Here is a 19,383-nt window from a genome sequence, read left to right as displayed (position 1 = left end):
GCCACTTTCGAGACTGTCGATGACACGCACGCGCCCTGCTCCACTCCTTGCCGCCGCTACACTTGCACTGGCACTGGCCTTGCCGGCGTCTGCCGTCGACTTCAAAAGCATCGGCGCCGCCCCCGCCATCCTCTACGATGGGCCATCGAGCAAGGCCGGCAAACTGTACGTGGCACCGCGCGGCATGCCCGTCGAGGTGGTGATCAGCTCGGGCCCCTGGCTCAAGGTGCGTGACATGAATGGCGACCTGGCCTGGGCCGAAGCGAAGGCCGTCAGCGCGCGCCGCATGCTGGTGGTCCGCAGCGCCAGCGCACGCGTGCGCGCCAGCGCCGACGACAATGGCGCCATCGTCCTGACGGTCGAGCGCGGCGTGCTGCTCGAACTGGTGGAAGCGGCGCCGACTTCGCTGTGGCTGAAAGTACATCACCGCGACGGCGCCAGTGGCTTCGTCAAGGCAACCGACGTCTGGGGGACCTGATGGCCAACATTACCGTACTGGGCGCCGGCGCCTGGGGCACTGCCGTGGCCCTGTCGCTGGCCAGCCGCCACCAGGTGTGCCTGTGGGGCCGCGACAGCGCCGCCATGGCGACGATGGCGGCGGCGCGCGAGAACGGCCCCTACCTGCGCGGCTTTAGCTTGCCGGCCACTATGACGGTGACGGCCGACTTCGACGCCGCCCTGGCCCACGTGGCGGTCGGCGCGCTTGATGACGCGACCGCCACCCCGCTGCTGATCGCCGCCTGCCCGGTGGCCGGCCTGCGCCCCCTGCTGGGACAATTGAAAAGCCGCCCGATTCCCAACCTGGTGTGGTTGTGCAAGGGGTTTGAGTACGGCAGCGGCCTGCTGCCGCACCAGGTGGTGGCCGAGGTGCGGGGCGAGCCGGTGGCGGGCGGCGCCCTGTCGGGTCCGTCGTTTGCGCAGGAAGTGGCGCAAGGTTTGCCGTGCGCGCTGACAGTCGCCTCGGACTGCGCCGAATTGCGCCAGCGCGTGGTCGCGCTGGTCCATGGCGGCAACATGCGGGTCTATTCGTGCGACGACCTGGTGGGCGTCGAAGTGGGCGGTGCCGTCAAGAACGTGTTGGCGATTGCCACCGGCGTCGCCGACGGCCTGGGCCTCGGCCTGAACGCGCGCGCCGCCCTGATCACCCGCGGCCTGGCGGAAATCACCCGCCTCGGCACCCGGCTGGGCGGGCAAGCGGCCACCTTCATGGGTTTGACGGGCATGGGCGACCTGATCCTCACCTGCACGGGCGACCTGTCACGCAACCGCCGGGTGGGCCTGGAACTGGCCAGCGGCAAGAAGCTCGACCAGGTGGTGGCAGAGCTGGGCCACGTTGCCGAGGGGGTGCCGTGCGCGCGCGCTGTGCGTGCGCTCGCTGCCAGGCTGGGCGTCGACATGCCGATCACCAATGCGGTGGCCGGCGTGCTATTCGATGGCGATGACCCCAGCGCCATGGTGGCGCAGTTGCTGGCGCGCGACCCGCGCGGCGAATCCTGAACTTAGACGGCTGACGGACCTGGCGGGCGCGCCAGCAGGATGGTCATCAGGCCGACCGCATCGTCGACCGCCCGCACCGTGTGCGGCACGCCGGCGGCCAGATACAACATTTCGCCGGGCCGTAAATTGGTGAGGCGGTCGTGGGCCTCGACCTCGATCTCCCCTTCGAGACACTGCAGGGTCAGTTCGCCGTCCACCTTGTGCAGCGGAATGGGGCGCTCTTTCGGCAACACCAGCCGGATCAATTCCATGTGCGCGGTCTTGACCAGGGCCACCGAGGTGAAGAAGGCGATGTCGTCATCGCCGCGCGACAGCGCGATCTTGTCGCCAGATGCTGCGTGTTGCAATGCCATGGTGTGTCCTGATCAATGAAATGGTGTGATTAAACCTGTTCGGCGTCGTCAAACGTTTCCGGTACTGCCCGCAGCCAGCTCACCAGCGCCTGCGCATCCTTGAAGCCAGCCGCCACCTGCGGCACCAGCTTGTCGGGCTCGTTGAGCGCCAGCTTGACTTCGGTCCACACAAAGAAGCCCTTCATTTTGAGGTACTCGACGTGCACATGGTCCGCATCGAAGCCTTTTGGCGGCCGTTGCAGGACGTGGTCGTGATCAAAACCGTCGAAGGTCTGGCGCAAGGCTTTATTTTTGATCAATTTTGCAAAACCTGTCGCATCGTTGACCACGTGCTGGCGGATCGCCTTCAGGCGCGCCGGCGGCGGCAGGTACTCGCCGGCGCCAAAGCCGAGCGTGCCGTCGCCCTCGATATGAAAATAATAGGTGGGACCGCCGCCGGCGCTGGGGCGGCGCAGGTCGTTCGGCGTCAGGCCGGCAGAAAAGCGGGTTTTATAGGGGCGCTTGTCATGCGAAAAACGGATGTCGCGGTTGATGCGGAACAGCGCTTTTTTCGGGTTGCAGGCGGCGATCGGGCGGTCAAACTTGCCAATCTCGGCGATTAGCTGGGTCACCACGGCCAAAAATTCTTCCCGCAAGATGTCATAGCGGGGCTTGTTCATGATGAACCAGGGACGGTTGTTATTGTCTTTGAGCTCGGTCAGATATTGGGTCAGGTCGCGCAGATGCATGGGTCACTATCGAAATGGTGGGATCCGTCATCTTACTCGTCATCGGCGCTGGGCTTCGGCCGTGGACGCTTGCCGACGACAACATCGAGGGTCAATTGCTGGTTTTTGCGAATCACCGTGAATTGCGCCTTTTCACCAGGCGGCAGGGAAGAAATCAGCGTCAGCATCTGGTTGGTGTCGCCCACCGGTTTGCCCTGCGCGGCAGCGAGAATGTCGCCGGGCCGGATGCCGGCGCGCTCGGCCGGACCACCGCGCACCACGCCGGCAATGATGGCACCACTCTTGCGGTCGAGGCCGAAGCCCTCGGCCAGTTCGGGCGTGATGTCCTGGGTTTCGATGCCGATCCAGCCGCGCACCACCTGGCCGTTCTTGATGATGGCATCCATCACCGATTTGGCGGTACTGACGGGAATGGCAAAACCGATGCCGACCGAGCCGCCCGACTGCGAATAAATCGCCGAATTGATGCCGATCAGGTTACCGGCCACATCGATGAGGGCGCCGCCCGAGTTGCCAAAATTGATGGCGGCGTCGGTCTGGATAAAATTTTCGAACTGGTTGATGTGCAAATTGTTGCGTCCCACCGCAGAGACAATGCCCATGGTGACGGTCTGGCCCACACCAAAAGGATTGCCGATGGCCAGCACCACATCGCCCACCCGCGCCTGCTCCGAACTGCCCAGCACGATCACCGGCAAATTGCGTTCGGCGATGCGAATCACCGCCAAATCGGTTTCCGGGTCGGTGCCGACCACCTTGGCGGCCGCCTTGCGGCCATCGGCCAGCACCACCTCGATTTCATCGGCCGCTTCGACCACGTGATTGTTCGTCAGGATATAGCCGTCGGGACTGACGATCACCCCCGAGCCCAGGCTCATTTGCTGCTCGGTGCGGGGGGCGCGGTCACCAAAGAAGCGACGGAAAAACGGGTCGCGCATCAAGGGATGGTTTTGCGGTAAGGCTTTACTGGTGAGAATGTTGACCACGGCCGGCATGGCGCGCGCGGCGGCATCGCGGTAACTGCCGACCCCGGCGCCCCTGGCCGAGGCGGCGGGCGCCTGCAATACCGGCACCGTGCTCGACGGCGTGACGCCTTCGAGACGGGCGCCGGAGCGCGACAGCCACTCGGGCCGCAGGGCCTGCACCACCATGAACAGCGCCAGCGCCACCGTGATGACCTGGGCGAACAGCAGCCACAATCGTTTCATCTACGCAGATCCTTAGCGGCGCAGGGCGTCGCGGATTTCACGCAGCAGCAAGACGTCTTCCGGCGTGGCGGGCGCGACCGGCGCGACCGCTGGCACTGGCTTTTGCAGGCGGTTAATCATGCGCACCATCTGGAAAATAATGAAGGCGAGCAAAATAAAATTCAAGGCGACCGTCAAAAAGTTGCCATACGCAAGCACGGCGCCACCTTTTTTTGCCTCGGCCAGCGCCAGCCCGTAAGCCTGGCCATTCAGGGGCACATAATAATTGGCGAAATCGAGACCGCCGAACAATTTACCGATGGGCGGCATGATGATGTCTTGTACCAGCGAATCGACAATTTTGCTGAACGCCGCGCCGATAATGACACCAACGGCCAGATCAATCACATTGCCCTTCATCGCAAACTGCTTGAATTCGCCCATCATGCTCATACGATTTCCCCAATAAATGTTAAAAATGATACATCATCATACCGCGAAGTGACGCGCAACGGCAGCCCGGCGACGCCCTTCGCCGGGCTCGCGCTAACATAAGGAGACGTTGCCGCAGCAGGGGCGCCGCCATTTCGCTGCATCGCAGCACGCGAATGCCGAATCTATGATAGGTAGCTTGCAACTTTTTATTTAATTCGCTATCGGCTTACCTTATAATTTAAGGTTGCTAGAAGTTCAGCATGGCTTCTGGGAGTTTCGTATTTTGACTAAACTTGGGGTTGGTTATGAGTAACGAAAAACAGGTCGATCCAGGCCGTCGGGGACTAATGGTCGCCACGTGCGCAGCTGGTGGAGTTGTTGGTTTGGCCACGGCAGGTGCTCTGGTCAGTACGTTCCAGCCATCGGAGCGCGCCAAAGCGGCAGGCGCCCCGGTCGAAGTAGATATCTCCGACGTTGCTCCCGGCACCATGAAAGTGGTCGAATGGCGCGGCAAACCCGTGTGGATCTTGCGCCGCACCCCTGACATGATGGCCTCCCTCGCCAAGAACGACGACAAGGTCGCCGATCCCAAGTCCGAAAAATTTTATCAGCTCGACGTCCCGGCCTATGCCAAAAACGAGCAGCGCGCCCGCGCCGAGCACAAGGAAGTGCTGGTGGTGGTCGGTATTTGCTCGCACCTCGGTTGCTCGCCGTCGTCGCGCTTCGCCGCCGGCGCCCAGCCGAGCCTGCCCGACGACTGGAATGGCGGCTTCCTGTGCCCCTGCCACGGCTCCACCTTCGATTTGTCCGCGCGCGTGTTCAAGAACAAACCGGCGCCGACCAATCTCGATGTGCCGCCGTATATGTACCTGTCGGACAACCGCATCGTGATCGGTAAAGACGAGAAAGGCGAGGCATAACATGGCAGCGTTTAAAGAAACCAAGTTCCCGGCCAATGCGCCGGTGGCAGAAAAAGCCGTCGGCTGGATCGATGACCGCTTTCCCCTGTCCAAACTGTGGAACGACCAGTGGGGCAAGTACTACGCTCCCAAAAACTTCAATTTCTGGTACATCTTCGGCATTCTCGCCACCTTTATTCTGGTACTGCAGATTGTTACCGGCATTTTCCTGACCATGCACTACAAGCCCGATGCCAACCTGGCGTTCGGCTCGGTCGAGTACATCATGCGCGAGGTGCCATGGGGCTGGCTGGTGCGTTACATGCACTCGACGGGCGCCTCGGCGTTTTTTATCGTCATTTACCTGCACATGACGCGGGCCCTGCTGTACGGCTCGTACCGCAAGCCGCGTGAACTGCTGTGGCTGTTCGGTTTCGCCATTTTCCTCGCGCTGATGGCCGAAGCGTTCTTTGGCTACCTGCTGCCGTGGGGCCAGATGTCGTACTGGGGCGCCCAGGTGATCGTCAACCTGTTCGGCGCCATTCCCCTGATCGGGCCGGACCTGTCGCTGTGGATTCGCGGCGACTACGTGGTGTCGGATGCCACCCTGAACCGTTTCTTTGCCTTCCACGTCATCGCCATTCCGCTGGTCATCCTCGGACTGGTGGCGGCCCACCTGATCGCCCTGCACGAAGTGGGCTCGAACAACCCCGACGGCATCGAAATCAAGGACACCCTGGGCGCGGATGGTCACCCGCTCGACGGCGTGCCGTCGCACCCGTATTACACCTTCCACGACCTGTTCGGCGTCTCGATCTTCCTGCTGATTTTCAGCGCAGTGATTTTCTTTGCGCCGGAAATGGGCGGATATTTCCTGGAATATAACAATTTTATTCCCGCCGATTCGCTTAAAACGCCGACCCACATTGCCCCCACCTGGTATTTCACACCGTTCTACTCGGTGCTGCGCGCCACCACGGCGGACTTCATGTATGTGCTGATGGGGGTGGTGGCGGCCTATGTCGTGTTCCTGTGGCTCAAGTCGCGGCTGTCCTTCGTCACCAAGATCGTTGTCGCCATCATCGGCATCGTGCTGATCATCGGCATGTTGCCCTCGGTGCTCGACGCCAAGTTCTGGGGCGTGGTGCTGTTCGGCTCATCCGTCATCATCATCTCCCTGATGCCGTGGCTGGACCACTCGCCGGCCCGCTCGATCCGCTATCGTCCCACCTGGCACAAGCTGGTGCTGGCGGTATTCGGTTTATCCTTCATCACCCTCGGCTACCTCGGCACCCAGCCGCCGAGCCCGATCGGCGGCGTGGTCTCGCAGGTGTGCACCCTGCTGTACTTCGGCTTTTTCCTGCTGATGCCGTGGTGGAGCACGATGGGCACGTTCAAGCCCGTGCCCAAGCGCGTGACCTTCCATCCGCACTGACCGCCCCCAGAGACGAGGATAGCCCACCATGACTTTTGTGAAAAAATTACTTGCGACCCTGGCGCTGACCGTGCTGCCGGCGCTGGCGCTGGCCAACGAAGGCGGCTTTGCCCTCGACAAGGCGCCCGAGCGGGCTAGCCTGTCGTCGCTGCAAAACGGCGCCAAGCTGTTCGTCAACTATTGCCTTAATTGCCACGCCGCATCGAGCATGCGTTACAACCGCCTGAAGGACCTGGGCCTGACGGACGAGCAGATCAAGGGCAACCTGCTGTTTGCCGGCGACAAGGTGGGCGACTTGATGACCACCGCCATGCGCCCGGCCGATGCCAAGGCCTGGTTCGGTGCGGTGCCGCCCGACCTGTCCGTGATTGCCCGCGCCAAGGCATCCTCGGCCGGCAGCGGTGGCGACTACCTGTATACCTATTTGCGCACCTTTTACAAAGATGACACCCGGCCGACCGGCTGGAACAACATGGTGTTGCCGAACGTGGCAATGCCCCATGTGTTGTGGCAACTTCAGGGCGTGCGCACCGTCAAGATGGCGGAAGAAAAAGACCCGCACGATCACAGCAAGACGGTGCACAAGTTTGCCGGATTCGAACAAGTCACGCCGGGCAGCATGACGGCGGCCGACTTCGACACCGCCATGGCCGACCTGGTCGGCTATCTCGAGTGGATGGCTGAGCCGGCCCAGCAAACGCGCAAGCGCCTGGGCGTGTGGGTACTGTTGTTTCTGTCGCTATTCGTGCTGTTGACCTGGCGTCTGTCCGCGTCCTACTGGAAAGAAGTCAAGTAATTCACCTATACTACTGCGCCAGCATTTCTCGCCCGTAGACTGTCTCGGGCGATCATTTTGGGGTGAACGTTCGCGTCTCACCCCCTTTGTTTCTAAGGAACTATAAACCATGATGGTTCTCTATTCGGGCACTACCTGCCCCTTTTCCCAACGCTGCCGTCTGGTACTGTTCGAAAAAGGCATGGACTTTGAAGTCCGTGACGTCGACCTGTTTAACAAGCCGGAAGACATTTCAACGATGAATCCGTATGGCCAGGTCCCCATCCTGGTCGAACGCGAATTGATTCTGTACGAATCGAACATCATCAATGAATACATCGACGAGCGTTTCCCGCACCCGCAACTGATGCCTGCCGATCCGTTGATGCGTGCGCGCGCCCGCCTGATGCTGTTCAATTTCGAAAAAGAGTTGTTTGTCCACGTCCACGTGCTCGAGAGTGAGCGCGCCAAGGCCAACGACAAGAGCCACGACAAGGCGCGCGCGGAAATCCGCGATCGCCTGACCACGCTCGCACCTCTGTTCCTGAAGAACAAGTACATGCTCGGCGACGAGTTTTCGATGCTCGACGTCGCTGTCGCGCCGCTGTTGTGGCGCCTCGACCACTACGGTATCGAGTTGTCGAAGACGGCAGCCCCACTGATGAAATACGCCGAGCGCATCTTCTCGCGCCCTGCCTACATCGAAGCGTTGACGCCATCTGAAAAAGTCATGCGCCGTTGATGTCTGACGGACACGCATGAGCTTGCACGCTGGTGGACGACGCTGTTCAAGCAATCGTCGTAGACTGGCGTGCAATCCTGCATCCCTTGCAATTCTGTATGAAGCATTCCCACCATGGCTGACATTTCCACCAAACCTTACATGCTGCGCGCCATCTACGAATGGTGTACCGACAGCGGCTTCACCCCTTACCTTGCGGTAAAAGTCGACGCCACCACCACGGTGCCGCGGGAATACGTCAAAAAGGGCGAAATCGTCCTCAACATCAGCTTCGGCGCCACCTCCGGCCTCAAGATGGACAATGATGCAGTGCGTTTCCACGCCCGTTTCGGCGGCGTCTCGCGTGAAATCTACGTCCCGGTCCACAATGTGCTGGCCATTTATGCCAACGAAAACGGCCAGGGCATGGCATTCGACGTCACCGATGCTGCGGCCGAGCCGAACGCTGTCGCGGGCGTCGAGAACGCGGCACCGACCCTGGCCTCGGTACCGAGCAGCAGCGCCGACACCGGCAGCGCCGTGCCCAAGGTATCAGCGGCGCCCACCGGCAATGATGACGAACCGCCCAAAAAAGGCGGCAGGCCAACCCTGACGGTCATCAAATAGCGGTATAATTTCGTCCACGCCGACTTAGCTCATTTGGTAGAGCAGTTGATTTGTAATCATCAGGTGGCCAGTTCGAAACCGGCAGTCGGCACCAGAATAAGGTAGTAAAATCAAAGACTTGCACGCTTCGGTTTGTGAGTCTTTTTGTTTTAAAAGTCGGATTTCCTTCATGGGTACCCCAGGGGTACCCCAAGTCGATAAATGCATGGCGCTCACCGATGCGCCGATCTCCGCCCTGCTCAGCCGGGACCAGGCGCACCAAAGAAAAAGCCCAGCGCTGTGGCTGGGCTCATGTATTCAGATGGTCACCGATGTCCTTCGCATAGCCTAGAGGGTGGTTGCGGCCTCCTGCGCTTGCTCAAGCAAAACCTGAGCAGCCCATAGTGTGCTGCTGAGCACCGCCGGGGGCATTGGGGTACCTTCGTCCAGGTCCTCGAGGTTCGCGAGTATGTAGCCCAAAATGCCCAGCACCTGGTTGTGCCGCGCGTTGATGGTGTCAATGCGGTCGAGATCGTCGGCGCGGCGTGCTACCTGCGCTTTTGTTCGTGGTTGCGCGCACTGCCCGGTGCTAAAATCTGATTCAGCCATTTCCTTACTCCTAGTTTGGATTTTGGTTAGGTGGCCTGGGCTGCGTCAACAGCCCGAGTCGCCGATTCCTGATGCCGTCAGGTCGGTGCTACAAACCTATTTGCTTGGCTCGATCAACCGAGCCATTCGCTTTATTTCCAGTGACATTGCCAAGAACCGCGCCGCCCACCCGGGTATCGGCGTGACGCCGTTCACCCATCGACTTGGCGTGTTCTTGCCGACGTCTGCCATGCGGCAAAAATCCGATTGTTTCCAGTCCAGTTGCGCCAGGGCGGCGGTAAATTCTTGCGGGGTCATAGTATTCATGCGCCGTTGCGATGGGTAACAATAGCACAAAAATGTCTGAAAGATGACGATTTGTTGATTTTTATCACCATTTTTGTATGGTGTGCAATCCCCGCCAGTCACCCGCCTGGTGCGGACCAGTATGGCCGCCTGCCGCGACGCTGGGCGGCCACGCGGGGTATTTGTTGTGCTTGTTTTACATCTGGCTTTTCTTAGCGCCCGAAGATTTTCCCGCCACCTTCGCACGCTGAACGAGAACAATCTCTATCAAGCCGGGTCTGCTTCTTTCGATAAAATCCCGTGCGCCGGTAACGCCTGCTATATCTGCGAGAGGGGAAAGGCTCGACAGGCACCTGGCCTGAACGCCCGCGGCGATTGTATTTGCGTCGGACCGGCCATCGTCGAGCGCGGTCGCAGACTTTGCCGCGCAAAGCCGAAAAGCCGTGGCCCATTCGGTAAGCGCAGCCCTATATTCGTCGGGTGAGAGTGACGGTTTCACCGTTGGAAGCGGCGCCGTTGGCGCTTGCGTCGTGCGGCATCCCGCAATGAAAGGGGCAAGGTTTGGGTAGGCGGAACAATCGGGCGAGGGCGCCGCGTCCTGCGCATTTACAGACGACGCTAAGACCCACAGTAGAAAACCGTACAGTTTCATATTTGTACCCTAATGTTGCTTATGTGGCCATGATGGTAGCACGTTGCCGATGGCCCAAAATGCGCATTGTGGTTCGCCGAAGTGGTGCGGGTCGAGGACGGAGCCGCTAAGCGCCTGCAGGTTGGCGCCCAAGCCAGGCCGGCACGAAGCCAGCTGGTGAGCTCAACCTCGCAAACGCGTTGCACGGCGATTTGATCCGCAACTTCGACGACCAGATATTTCCAGCGGGCGCACCCTTTATCCCAATCACTACCTTCCGCGCGGATAGCATACCGCTTACCGCCCCTTGCTGGCCGGGCTGGCGGTGCCCGTAATCACGCCGCGCGCCGTGTCCGCGGCGCCGGTCGGCCGGGCCTTGCCGGTGCTCACCTCGGTGGCGTACACCAACGGCCTTCAGTGCTTTTTCGCGCCGTGGCCAGTGGCGACGCCCTTTGCGTATTCGGCAGCATCGGCCGGGTGCTCTTTGCCCGCCGCGACGTCGGCCGCGTATTGCGCCGACGTGCCCAGCTGGCCCAGCCCTGGGATGTGCAGCCCCATGCCCGCGGCGTTGGCGATGTCCTTGATCGGCGCCTTCACCTCTTTGCCCTCGGCTAGGTGCTTGACATCAAGCGCGGCTTTGACGATGGTGCTCATCCACGACTCGGCGCCGACCACGCCCGCGTGCGAGTAGCCTTCAAACATGGCCACTGCGTCGCGCACAAAAGGCACCATACCGGCCACCTCGCCCGCCACGGCTTTGCCCGCCCACTTCGCCCAGCCTTCTTCGTCATCGGGCGCGCCGTGGGTCAGCGTGTGCGCCCATATCGCCGGCACGATCAGCGCCATAAAGGTACGCGCCAGCACCACCGGCTTGTTGATGCCAGGGGTGCCCAGCTTGTCGTACCCATCCATCGCCTGGCCCAGGGTGTTGTTCATGAAGCCATAGAGAGTCGTGAACATTTTCAAGGCCTCGGAACTGGTGTTCATCACCATGCTGCGCGCCGTCTCGACGTTGCTGCCGTGCGCCTCGCGCACGATCTTGTTGGCGTAGTTGACGGCCTGCGCCTCGGTCATCGGCTTGCCCGTGCCGCCTTGGTTGACCGGCACGCCCTCGGTGATGGCGCGGTCGTAAGCCGCCCACGCCGTCGGCACCGCCGTCATCATGTCGGACCAAGCCACAGCAGCGTGGCCGAAGCGCTCGGCCTGCGATTGCAGGTGTTCTTTCTCGAACAGCGCGGTGCTGGTCACCCGGAAGTCGCGGTCTTGCTGCAACAGGCGGGCGCGAATCTCGCCGAACTTTTCCTGCGCGTCGGTGATCTGCGCCGTGTAGTCGGTGCCCATCGACGCCGAGCGCGACGCCAAGTACTTTTCGCCGCCGCCGACGAAGTATCCCATCGTCTTGATACCGGCGCTGCCGCCGTGCTTGGCCACCGTCGACGCGCGCAGCGCGATGGCCGTCATCACCATGCCGGTGCGGGTGTACTGCAGGAACTTGCCCAGCGCGCCCACCTGCTGGTCGCCGTTCTCGGAGTTCACCACCTTGCCCAGCCATTCCTGCAGCGAGCGGTACGCTTCCGGCCCATAGGCGGTGCGGAATGCGGCGCGAAACTCTGGGTGCTCCAGGATCTTGTTCACGTCGATGGCCACCTCGCGGTACGCCAGATCGTGGATTGTCTCGTGCAACCGGGTGGCGATATGGTGGAAGTCGAGTTCCACCCGATCGGTGTAGCCGTCGACGCGGCCATTCATCGAGCCGTTGGTGGTCGTGTCGGCCTTGAAGTAGCCACGGCCAAACAGACCGTCGGACGGGTCGACCGCGCGGATCTGCGCCTCTTTCTCGCCGCGACGCGAGCGCAGCGAATCGTAGGCGATCGCCGCATATCCGCCGCGCTGTTCGCCGAACTTGGTGGGGAACGCGCGCGGTTCGATCTTTTCGGGCGACGTGTTGCCCAGGCGGCGGTTCATCGCTTCCATGTCGGGCCAGTGCTTTTCGTATAGATCCCAAATGCCTTGCGTTGCGGCCCAGTCCTTTTCTGTCATGTGGTTGTGCAGGAACGACCAGACGGCTCCCGGCTTCCAGCCCCACCCGGCCGACAGCTTGTTAAAGTTCGACTCGTTGCCGACGTGGATGGCGATACCGATCATCTTGGCCCGAGTGATACGAAGCATTTTGGGATTGCCCGGCGTGCTCTTGTCCGGGTCGACCAGTTCCTTATTGGCCACCATGTTGCGCAGACTGTCCTGCCACTCTTTGCCCTGGTCCTGCGCCAGCCGCTTGAAGTCCTCCGACAGCCCTTTGAGCATGTCGACCTTGTGGTAATTCGCGTTGATCACTGGCTCGAAAATACTCTCGCCCATCGGGCCCAGCAGTTCGTGCATGTCGTACTGGTTGCGCTTGAACTCGGTCGGTTTGAGCTGGGCAGCGGCGGCGCGGCGCCAGGCGTTGAGCTTGTCCAGCGCCTGCGCGAACACGTTGTCGCTGCGCTCGTCCGCCCGGTCGAGCAAGTCGTCAGCAGTGAACCGCTCGCCGCGCTCTTCCAACTTCGGCACGATCTTGCTGGCCACGTAGTCGTCGAGGTCGACGCGCTCGCCGCCGATCGTCAGTTCCTGGCGCTTTTTGCCGATGAACTCCATTGCCTTGACGCTGTCGATCAGTCCACGGAACTGTTCGACGGTCATGTCCTTGAAGTGCATGCGCACGCCGGGGTCGAGCATGTCGACAGACACGGGCGGCGCGTAGCCCAGTTCCAGCTGCGACTCGATCCACTCTTTCAAATTGAACTGTTTGCGCGTCAGGCCGTCCGGCACCTTCTGGCGCAGATCGAACCGCGACAGCAGGTCGTCGATCTGGTCCCGAATATCCAGCGCGATCTTACCCCGAATACTGTCCTTGTCGAATTTTTTGAGGTAGTCGACACCCTTTTGCACCTCGGCCACGGCGTCGGTGGCCGCCTTGAACAGTCGGTTGTTGAGCAGCGCGGCGCGCTGCGCCTGCACAGCACCGGCTGGGTCCTTCGGCGCCAGCTTGATTACCTCGCGGTTCGCGCGCGCTTCCTCGGCCATGTGCTGGGCGGGGCGCAAGTCGCGCACCCGCTTGGCCGCGATCGCCGCCTCGGCCGCTTGCTTGGCCGCCTCGGCCAGCTGGCGTGCGGGGATCGGCGACTTACTCAGCATTTTCAGGCCGGTGGCCATGAACCGGGCGCGCGCCTCATTGTGGATTGCCGCCTCGGCCGCGCGCTCAATGCTCGGCCCGTCGATCAGTTCACCATGGCGCTCGAGCATGCGCTGGTCGGTCATGCCGTCGATCTGGTCTTTTAGCTTGCCGGCGGCGTCGATGGCCTTTTTCATTTCCTTGCCGTCGGTGAAACCGAACATTTCGGCCACAATGTCGTTGTCCACCTTGGGTTTGACCGGGCGCGGGGTCTCCTGCTCCCACGCGATGGTGCGCCGCTCGGCTTCGTTCTCGATCGCCCGTTTGTTCTTGGCGAGGAACTGGCCTTTTTTGATGCCCTTGACGGCGGCGCCTTCGGGCGTGGCCAGATATTCGGCCTTGACCGTCTCGGCCAGCGCCACGCGCTGGGCGTCGCGCTCGGCCGTCCATGCTTTCTGTTCGGCCGCTGGCGCCGGGTCGGTGCCGTCCTTGCGTTTGAGGTAAGCCTCGGCCTCGCGCACCGGGTCCGCTTCCAGCTCCTTGGCGACCTCCTCGCGGATCGCCTTGCGCTGGGCGTCGGCCTGCGTCTGCAATGCCTTCATCGCCTTGCCCTTGGCGTTGCTTGCCCACTTCATATCGCGCATGCTGCGCGCGCTCATGTCGTTGACGGCTTGCTCGGTGGCCTCGGCGCCCAGCGCCTGATAGGCGGCGAACTGTTCGGCGCTGGTGCCTTCCGGTGCTTCGGTCAGCGGCAGGTAGCTGCGCGCTTGCTCGGCTTGGCGGATCGCTTCGTCGCTGGCCAGCAGTCGGTCCATGACCTGGCGCACCTCGGGCGTCAGTTCCACCGTCATGTTCGACAGCGACTTGTAGACGCTCACCAGCCAGCTGCGGAACCGCGAGAACAGGCCCTGCAGTTCGAGCGACGGGGCTTTGCCTTCCATCAGGTACTTTTCAAAGCCCTCGGCGAATTGCTCATGGCCGGCGCGCTTTTCTTCGAGGGTCTTTGCCGACCAACTGGCCGCGCGCTCTTCGGGCGTGGCGCCAGCCTCACCGAACGACTGCAGCAGGGTGTCGAAATCCTTGCGGATGCCCTCGGGCGCATCGGCCGCGCTGGCCATATCGTGCATCGTTTCGAGGAAGAAGTGCCCCGACTCGTGCAGATAGGTGGACAGGTCCGCATTTTTCAGCAGGCTGATCGTATTGGTTTCAGGGTTGAAGCCGCCACGGTTGCCCTGGTAGAAATTGTTCAGGTCTTGGTCTATACTGGTGTGCGAGATGTCGGCGGGGCGAGCTGTGTCACCCCCGCTGGTAACGCCGTCAGTGTCTGTCCTCGTGTCGGCGACATCTCCCCCTTTCTTTTCAAACGCGGTCATCAGCCAGTTCTTGGCCTCGCCGTCCCAAGTCAACCGCACGCCGGCGCGGTGATCGGCTGATTCCAGGTTGACGCGGTTTGCGCTGCGCGACTTGACGCTCATCCCCGACAGAATCCCCTGTAGGTCGTCGAGCACCTCCGGGTGGTATTTGACGAGTTTGGCCAGTCCGTAGCCGTCGCTCGCCCCGGTGCCTTCTTTACCCCATACCAGATCAATGTCGCCGACGTCCGGGTGGCTGAGCGCGCTCACGGCTTCGCCCGATTGCTGTTCTTTCAGATGCGCGATTGCGCCAGCGGCGTCGCCTTTAAATTGCCGGGCGATCGGGCCGAACGGGCCATCGGTCGGTGACTGGTCCAGCCCCTTGCCGCTGCCGATCGCCTCACTGGTGATCTTGAGCGGATATTTCTCGAATAGTTCGGACGGCGTCATGCCGGCGCGCTCGGCCTGGGTGACGTAAAAATCGCGCGTCAAGGCCGCGTAGGCCTTGTTCACCTCGGGCCGGAACCGGCCGTTGGCGTTGAGCTGGTCGAGCACCTTATCGTGCACCACCTGGCCGTCGACCTGCGCCGCGTCGTGCTCGCCCTTGCCCGCCACCAGCTTCTCGGCCAGCGGCCCCATTTCGGCCTGCATGTTCTCGAGGTGCGCCTGGCCCTGCGCGTAGGTCATGCCCTCGGCCTCGGCCTTCAAGTGCGGCAGCAGCGCGGCGTCCATCTTGCCGCCGGCGATGTGCGTCGCGTAGTCCTCGACCGGGATGCGGATATCGCCGTTGAGGTGCACGGCCTGCTCGAACTGGGCGGCCACCTCGGGCATGCGCTCGGCCAGCTGCTTGATGTCGACACCCGACTGGTTGAGCACTTCGGCGAACTTGTTGGCGTCGACATACACCTCGTGCAGCTGGTCGTCCTCGGTGACGCTGCGCACAAATTGCTTGAACGCTTCCGGGTCGCGCTCGCGCGTCTTGCTTGCGCCCGCCAATTCGCCCAGCGCTTGCAGCGCGCCGCCAGCGTCAACGGCGGCCTGCGCCTTGTTCGCGTCCTCGAAGCCCTTGCGCACGTCGGGGTGGTCGGTGAACCAGTTCCCCGTGGTGCGCCCGGCGCCGTGGGCGGTGAACAGCACGTTCATGCCGTAGCCGAACAGCTTGTCCTCGAGCGGGCGATCGTCGAACGGATTGGCGCCAGAGATCGCGTCCTGCGCGGCGCTGACGCCGACGGCGCGGCCCAGCCATTGGGCGATCGTGTTATCGGGTAGCAGCTTACCGGCCGCGCCGAACACCCCGCCGACGGCGGCGCCGCTGGCGGTGGCGTGGCCCAGCTTCGCGGCACCCTCGCCCACGGTATGCGAGTCGAGCACGGCGCCGCCGGCCTCCTGCAGGCCGCTGGCAAGGCCCAGCGTCGCGGCCTGCTGCACTACCTGCTTGGCCAGGCCGGTGGCCCATGCTTCCCCAGCGGCAGCGCCCAGCGCGCCGGCACCCGGCACGGCGCCGATGGCGGCGCCCGCCAGCTTGGCCGGGCCGACGACGAAGCCGGCAAGACTGGCGACGGCGCCGGCCGTGGACGACTGCCAGGTGTGCGGTTTCACCTGCACGTTCGGCTGCATGATGCCCAGCGACGCGGCGCCCAGGAACCGCTCGGCGGCCACCTGGGGGATCTGCGACATGCCGCCAACAGCTTGGCGCGACTGTTCCCACGCCTGATTATTCAAGTCGTCGATCTGCGCCTGGGTGGCGCCGGCCTTCGGGCGCAATTCGGGATTGCTCGCTCGCGCCGCCATGATGGCGTTGGCCTCGGCCGCCTGCTGCTGGAATCGCTGCTGCTGCGCATTCGGGCCGCCCACCATGCTGGCCCACCAGTCGACGAGACGGTCGCGCACGGTCGGCGCCGCCGGTGTGGTGGCCACCATCATCGGGCCGGATACGGCAGGCGCCGGCGACGTCGGCACCGCGCGCGCGGCCTGCTCGACGGCGGCCAGCGGGGCGATGTCGTCGTGGCTCTTGGCCACGTTGTTCGGGTCGACCATGTATTTCGACAGCGCCGGGTAGTCGCTCACCATCTTGTCGGCGTCCATGGATTTGAGGGCGGCCTGTTGCTTGATGGCGTCGGGCTGGGCCTGCACCGTCTCGACCGGCACGCCCACATACTTGGCCAGGTGCTGGTATTGCGCGGCCTGGTCGGGGTTCTGCCCGACGGCGAACTGCACGTTGTTGCGGATCTGAACGGCGGTGTTCGTCGCGTCGGTGTGCAGGACAGACGCGACAGCGGCGTCGAAAGGGTTTGCGGTGTTATCGGGCATTCTTGACATTCCAGTAGGTGCGCATGATTTGGTCTTCGGTCGGCTTGGTGTTGCCGCGCGCGGCGAACGAGGCGCGGATCTGCTTCAAGGCGTCGTCGGGGATATCGCCCGACTTCATGCCAAGCAATGGCGTTTGCGACGAGCCGGCCGGGATGAAGCCCAGGAACGTGCTTTTGAACGACAGGTTTTTCGCCATTGTCTGGTCGACAAAATCGCCCACCTCCTGCGCCGTCATCTTTCGGCCGAGCTGCTTTTGCTGGGCGAAAATGCCGTCGGTGACGAACTTCTGGATGCTGCCCACGCGCGCCTTTTCCTCGAGCGACTTCGGTTTCGGGTCGACGCCGATCGCTTCGAGCCGGCTGTTCAGCGCGGTGTTGAGCGCGGGCCGGTTCACGGCACCGCTGGACATATCCTCTTTGCCGTCAATCTCGGATTGGCGCAGCGCGGCGATGCGCTTGCCGTCGGTCTGCGAAAACTGGGTGGTCACGAAGTGGTTAAACACCGACTGCGGCATTTTCGCCAGCTCGCCGGGGTTGGCCACGGCGTCAAGGTAGGCCGGCATGTTGGTGACGTTCTCACCCTTGGCCACCTTCTTCGAGAACTCGATCAGGTTGTCGAATTTGTCGGGGGCGGCCTGCGTCACCGCTTGCGCCAGGTTTGGCGGCAGCGCCGCCATGGCGCCGTTGTTTTGGATCAGCCACTGCTGCGCCGCCTGCATCGCGTTCTCGCCCTTTACCTTGCGGTCGGCTTGGAAGTCGGCGTACATGCGCGTGCCCTCAGCCAGCGCGGCGGCAAGCACTCGGGGGTCGGGATTTGGTCCCAGCTTGGCGCGAATCGAGGTGTGCACGTCCTGCTGCGATGGGATCGTGGGAATCGGCGGTTTGTTGTAGGCGTCCACCGCCGTGGCCAGCTTCGCTTGGTCGGCCGTCGAGAGCTTCGACACCCAGTCGCCGCCCTTGCCCGCGCTCTTGATGGCGGCGTCGACGACGTCGGCGTCGATCGCCGTGGCCGCCAGCACCTTGGTGGAATCACCCGCGTACTTCGTGGCCAACGCGTTGACGTACGTGGCGGCGTGGACGTCCTTCGTGTTATCGGTCACACCCGCCGCGTTCATGATGTGCACCGCTTGCGGCGGCGAGGCGCCACGCTGCACGTCGTCCATCGCCGATTGTGCCGTGCTGGTGGCGACGCGCGCGCGCACGTCGCTCTTGATCGCGCTGTTTACCTTGAGCAGATCGTCGGCGGTCATCTCACCCTTCTTCGCCTCGATGTGCGCCAAGGCCTGAGCCGGATTGTTGTTTTCCAGCGCGGCGGCAATCACACCCGAATGAATGGCGCTCGTGGTTTCCTTGATCTTGGCCGTCGTCAGGCTTCCAGGCTCGCCGTTAATCTGGCCCGCCTTCCACACGGCGGCGCTCGCGCTCTTGATCTGTTCGCCGATCTTGTCGGGGTTATCCCACGCCAGTTTCGCGGCATCCGCCGCCAGCTTGATCGCGCCCTGCTGTGTCTCCATTCCGTAGCTGCGGAATTCCTGCAGCATATGCCGCTGCACGTCGCCGCCGAAGCTGGTGGCCATAGAAGCCGCCTGCTCGTTGAACACCCGGCGCTGCGCGTCGTTGCCAAGGCCGCCGGAAATCTCTTTCAGCTTGTCTTGAAACTCTTCGGTGTAGCGCTGCGATAGCGAACGGCCCAGCGGGTCCGGTGCCAGAGCGGCGGCGCCCTTCTTGTTAAGAAAGCCAGTGTCAGGGTCGTAGGTACGCGCAAGTTGTTCCTGCAAGGCTTGGTTTTTCGCGCCGTCGACCATGACCTGGTTGGCCATGCCCTGCGCGTTCACCTCTTCCTGCGAGAGGAAGGCACCGACGTTCTGCACGGTTTCGCCAAGCGCGCCCATCTGGCGCGCACCGATGGCGGTGTCGGGGGCGTTGCCCTGACGGTAGGGGGCGGGCGAGACGCCCGGCAGCACCTGCGCGGTGTCATACGTTGGCACTGTTGGCAAATTATTCTCCCAATTTTGGTTTAGAAACCGCTGCTCGGCGCGTCCGGCACTTTCGGCACGCACGGCATTGCCGTCGGCCCTCCGATGTCACGTAAAGATTCCCGCCTGAAAGCGCGTGCCCTCGGATGCAAACCACTTTTCTGGCGTTAATCCCGGCCGGGTTTGCCCCAAGCCGGACGCTTTCAGCTACCGATATCACGTTCAAATGCGCGGGGTTCACACACTTTTTGTTTTTGCACGTGGGTGTGAGGGTGTGCCCGGCCGGGATAGCCCCTTTAAAATGCTCGAAGAACGCGCGTGTGGGCGAGACAGCCACCCCGTCGATGCTGGTTTTCCCGTGCCCCCGTTGACCCACGGCGCCTTTCCAGATCCAGCAGGGGCCGGTCGTATCGACGTCCACGACCAGCATTCTT

At 62.6% G+C, this 19,383-nt stretch carries 15 protein-coding genes and 1 tRNA gene; 8 read left to right on the top strand and 8 right to left on the bottom strand.

Annotated features, from left to right (window positions below; translation table 11 throughout):
• Positions 1–19: 19 nt before the first annotated feature.
• Positions 20–478, top strand: a complete 459-nt coding sequence (locus ACP7BZ_RS19800; protein ID WP_426116334.1) for an SH3 domain-containing protein — start codon at positions 20–22, stop codon at positions 476–478.
• Positions 478–1,497 carry an NAD(P)H-dependent glycerol-3-phosphate dehydrogenase gene (locus ACP7BZ_RS19795; protein WP_426116332.1) on the top strand — a complete coding sequence of 340 codons (1,020 nt, stop codon included), beginning with the start codon at positions 478–480 and terminating at the stop codon, positions 1,495–1,497. The genes ACP7BZ_RS19800 and ACP7BZ_RS19795 overlap by 1 nt, the downstream gene beginning before the upstream one ends.
• Before the next feature lie 2 nt (positions 1,498–1,499).
• On the opposite strand, the gene ACP7BZ_RS19790 is transcribed toward ACP7BZ_RS19795, so the two are convergent.
• Genes ACP7BZ_RS19790 through mscL form a run of 4 tightly spaced genes read right to left on the bottom strand, consistent with a single transcriptional unit; the run spans position 1,500 to position 4,218 of the window.
• Positions 1,500–1,850 (bottom strand): cupin domain-containing protein, encoded by a 351-nt coding sequence (locus tag ACP7BZ_RS19790; RefSeq protein WP_426116330.1) that lies wholly within the window; start codon positions 1,848–1,850, stop codon positions 1,500–1,502.
• A 29-nt stretch (positions 1,851–1,879) separates the two neighbouring features.
• A complete protein-coding gene (locus ACP7BZ_RS19785) occupies positions 1,880–2,578 on the bottom strand; it encodes a DUF2461 domain-containing protein (protein WP_426116328.1) in 699 nt (232 codons plus the stop codon).
• A 32-nt stretch (positions 2,579–2,610) separates the two neighbouring features.
• Entirely contained in the window at positions 2,611–3,786 is a 1,176-nt protein-coding gene (locus ACP7BZ_RS19780; RefSeq protein WP_426116326.1) for a Do family serine endopeptidase, read from the bottom strand.
• A gap of 12 nt (positions 3,787–3,798) precedes the next feature.
• Positions 3,799–4,218, bottom strand: a complete 420-nt coding sequence (mscL, locus tag ACP7BZ_RS19775) for a large conductance mechanosensitive channel protein MscL (RefSeq protein WP_426116324.1) — start codon at positions 4,216–4,218, stop codon at positions 3,799–3,801.
• Between the two features lie 287 nt (positions 4,219–4,505).
• Between mscL and petA the strand changes: the two genes are divergently transcribed.
• From petA to ACP7BZ_RS19745, 6 genes are all read left to right on the top strand, one after another.
• Complete coding sequence (petA, locus tag ACP7BZ_RS19770) at positions 4,506–5,120, top strand: ubiquinol-cytochrome c reductase iron-sulfur subunit (protein ID WP_426116322.1); 615 nt, start codon at positions 4,506–4,508, stop codon at positions 5,118–5,120.
• Position 5,121: 1 nt separating this feature from the next.
• Positions 5,122–6,534 carry a cytochrome b gene (locus ACP7BZ_RS19765; RefSeq protein ID WP_426116320.1) on the top strand — a complete coding sequence of 471 codons (1,413 nt, stop codon included), beginning with the start codon at positions 5,122–5,124 and terminating at the stop codon, positions 6,532–6,534.
• A 28-nt stretch (positions 6,535–6,562) separates the two neighbouring features.
• On the top strand, positions 6,563–7,330 hold the full coding sequence (locus ACP7BZ_RS19760; RefSeq protein ID WP_426116318.1) for a cytochrome c1: 768 nt from the start codon (positions 6,563–6,565) through the stop codon (positions 7,328–7,330).
• A 109-nt stretch (positions 7,331–7,439) separates the two neighbouring features.
• The gene (locus ACP7BZ_RS19755; protein WP_054265664.1) at positions 7,440–8,051 is read left to right on the top strand and encodes a glutathione S-transferase N-terminal domain-containing protein; all 612 of its coding nucleotides are present in this window, start codon (positions 7,440–7,442) and stop codon (positions 8,049–8,051) included.
• 114 nt (positions 8,052–8,165) lie between these two features.
• The gene (locus ACP7BZ_RS19750; protein WP_426116316.1) at positions 8,166–8,657 is read left to right on the top strand and encodes a ClpXP protease specificity-enhancing factor; all 492 of its coding nucleotides are present in this window, start codon (positions 8,166–8,168) and stop codon (positions 8,655–8,657) included.
• Positions 8,658–8,675: 18 nt separating this feature from the next.
• Positions 8,676–8,751: transfer RNA gene (locus ACP7BZ_RS19745), tRNA-Thr, on the top strand.
• Positions 8,752–8,984: 233 nt separating this feature from the next.
• On the opposite strand, the gene ACP7BZ_RS19740 is transcribed toward ACP7BZ_RS19745, so the two are convergent.
• The 4 genes from ACP7BZ_RS19740 to ACP7BZ_RS19725 form a co-directional block, all read right to left on the bottom strand.
• Positions 8,985–9,245: a hypothetical protein gene (locus ACP7BZ_RS19740; RefSeq protein WP_426116314.1), complete on the bottom strand. Its 261-nt coding sequence runs from the start codon at positions 9,243–9,245 to the stop codon at positions 8,985–8,987.
• Between the two features lie 96 nt (positions 9,246–9,341).
• Positions 9,342–9,551: a hypothetical protein gene (locus tag ACP7BZ_RS19735; protein ID WP_426116312.1), complete on the bottom strand. Its 210-nt coding sequence runs from the start codon at positions 9,549–9,551 to the stop codon at positions 9,342–9,344.
• Between the two features lie 1,024 nt (positions 9,552–10,575).
• Entirely contained in the window at positions 10,576–16,974 is a 6,399-nt protein-coding gene (locus ACP7BZ_RS19730) for a hypothetical protein (RefSeq protein ID WP_426116311.1), read from the bottom strand.
• Entirely contained in the window at positions 16,964–18,970 is a 2,007-nt protein-coding gene (locus ACP7BZ_RS19725) for a hypothetical protein (RefSeq protein ID WP_426116309.1), read from the bottom strand. The genes ACP7BZ_RS19730 and ACP7BZ_RS19725 overlap by 11 nt, the downstream gene beginning before the upstream one ends.
• Between the last annotated feature and the right edge of the window lie 413 nt (positions 18,971–19,383).

This window comes from Massilia sp. PWRC2 (genome assembly GCF_049896725.1).
Classification (GTDB): Bacteria; Pseudomonadota; Gammaproteobacteria; order Burkholderiales; family Burkholderiaceae_D; genus JAFCUW01.
The sequence above is the reverse complement of the archived record's forward strand: the minus strand, read 5'-3'. Positions and strand labels throughout refer to the sequence as shown.

Coding starts and splice junctions, on each gene's coding strand:
- ACP7BZ_RS19800 (WP_426116334.1), top strand. CDS start 20: ATGACACGCACGCGCCCTGCTCCACTCCTTGCCGCCGCTACACTTGCA.
- ACP7BZ_RS19795 (WP_426116332.1), top strand. CDS start 478: ATGGCCAACATTACCGTACTGGGCGCCGGCGCCTGGGGCACTGCCGTG.
- ACP7BZ_RS19790 (WP_426116330.1), bottom strand. CDS start 1,850: ATGGCATTGCAACACGCAGCATCTGGCGACAAGATCGCGCTGTCGCGC.
- ACP7BZ_RS19785 (WP_426116328.1), bottom strand. CDS start 2,578: ATGCATCTGCGCGACCTGACCCAATATCTGACCGAGCTCAAAGACAAT.
- ACP7BZ_RS19780 (WP_426116326.1), bottom strand. CDS start 3,786: ATGAAACGATTGTGGCTGCTGTTCGCCCAGGTCATCACGGTGGCGCTG.
- mscL (WP_426116324.1), bottom strand. CDS start 4,218: ATGAGCATGATGGGCGAATTCAAGCAGTTTGCGATGAAGGGCAATGTG.
- petA (WP_426116322.1), top strand. CDS start 4,506: ATGAGTAACGAAAAACAGGTCGATCCAGGCCGTCGGGGACTAATGGTC.
- ACP7BZ_RS19765 (WP_426116320.1), top strand. CDS start 5,122: ATGGCAGCGTTTAAAGAAACCAAGTTCCCGGCCAATGCGCCGGTGGCA.
- ACP7BZ_RS19760 (WP_426116318.1), top strand. CDS start 6,563: ATGACTTTTGTGAAAAAATTACTTGCGACCCTGGCGCTGACCGTGCTG.
- ACP7BZ_RS19755 (WP_054265664.1), top strand. CDS start 7,440: ATGATGGTTCTCTATTCGGGCACTACCTGCCCCTTTTCCCAACGCTGC.
- ACP7BZ_RS19750 (WP_426116316.1), top strand. CDS start 8,166: ATGGCTGACATTTCCACCAAACCTTACATGCTGCGCGCCATCTACGAA.
- ACP7BZ_RS19740 (WP_426116314.1), bottom strand. CDS start 9,245: ATGGCTGAATCAGATTTTAGCACCGGGCAGTGCGCGCAACCACGAACA.
- ACP7BZ_RS19735 (WP_426116312.1), bottom strand. CDS start 9,551: ATGAATACTATGACCCCGCAAGAATTTACCGCCGCCCTGGCGCAACTG.
- ACP7BZ_RS19730 (WP_426116311.1), bottom strand. CDS start 16,974: ATGCCCGATAACACCGCAAACCCTTTCGACGCCGCTGTCGCGTCTGTC.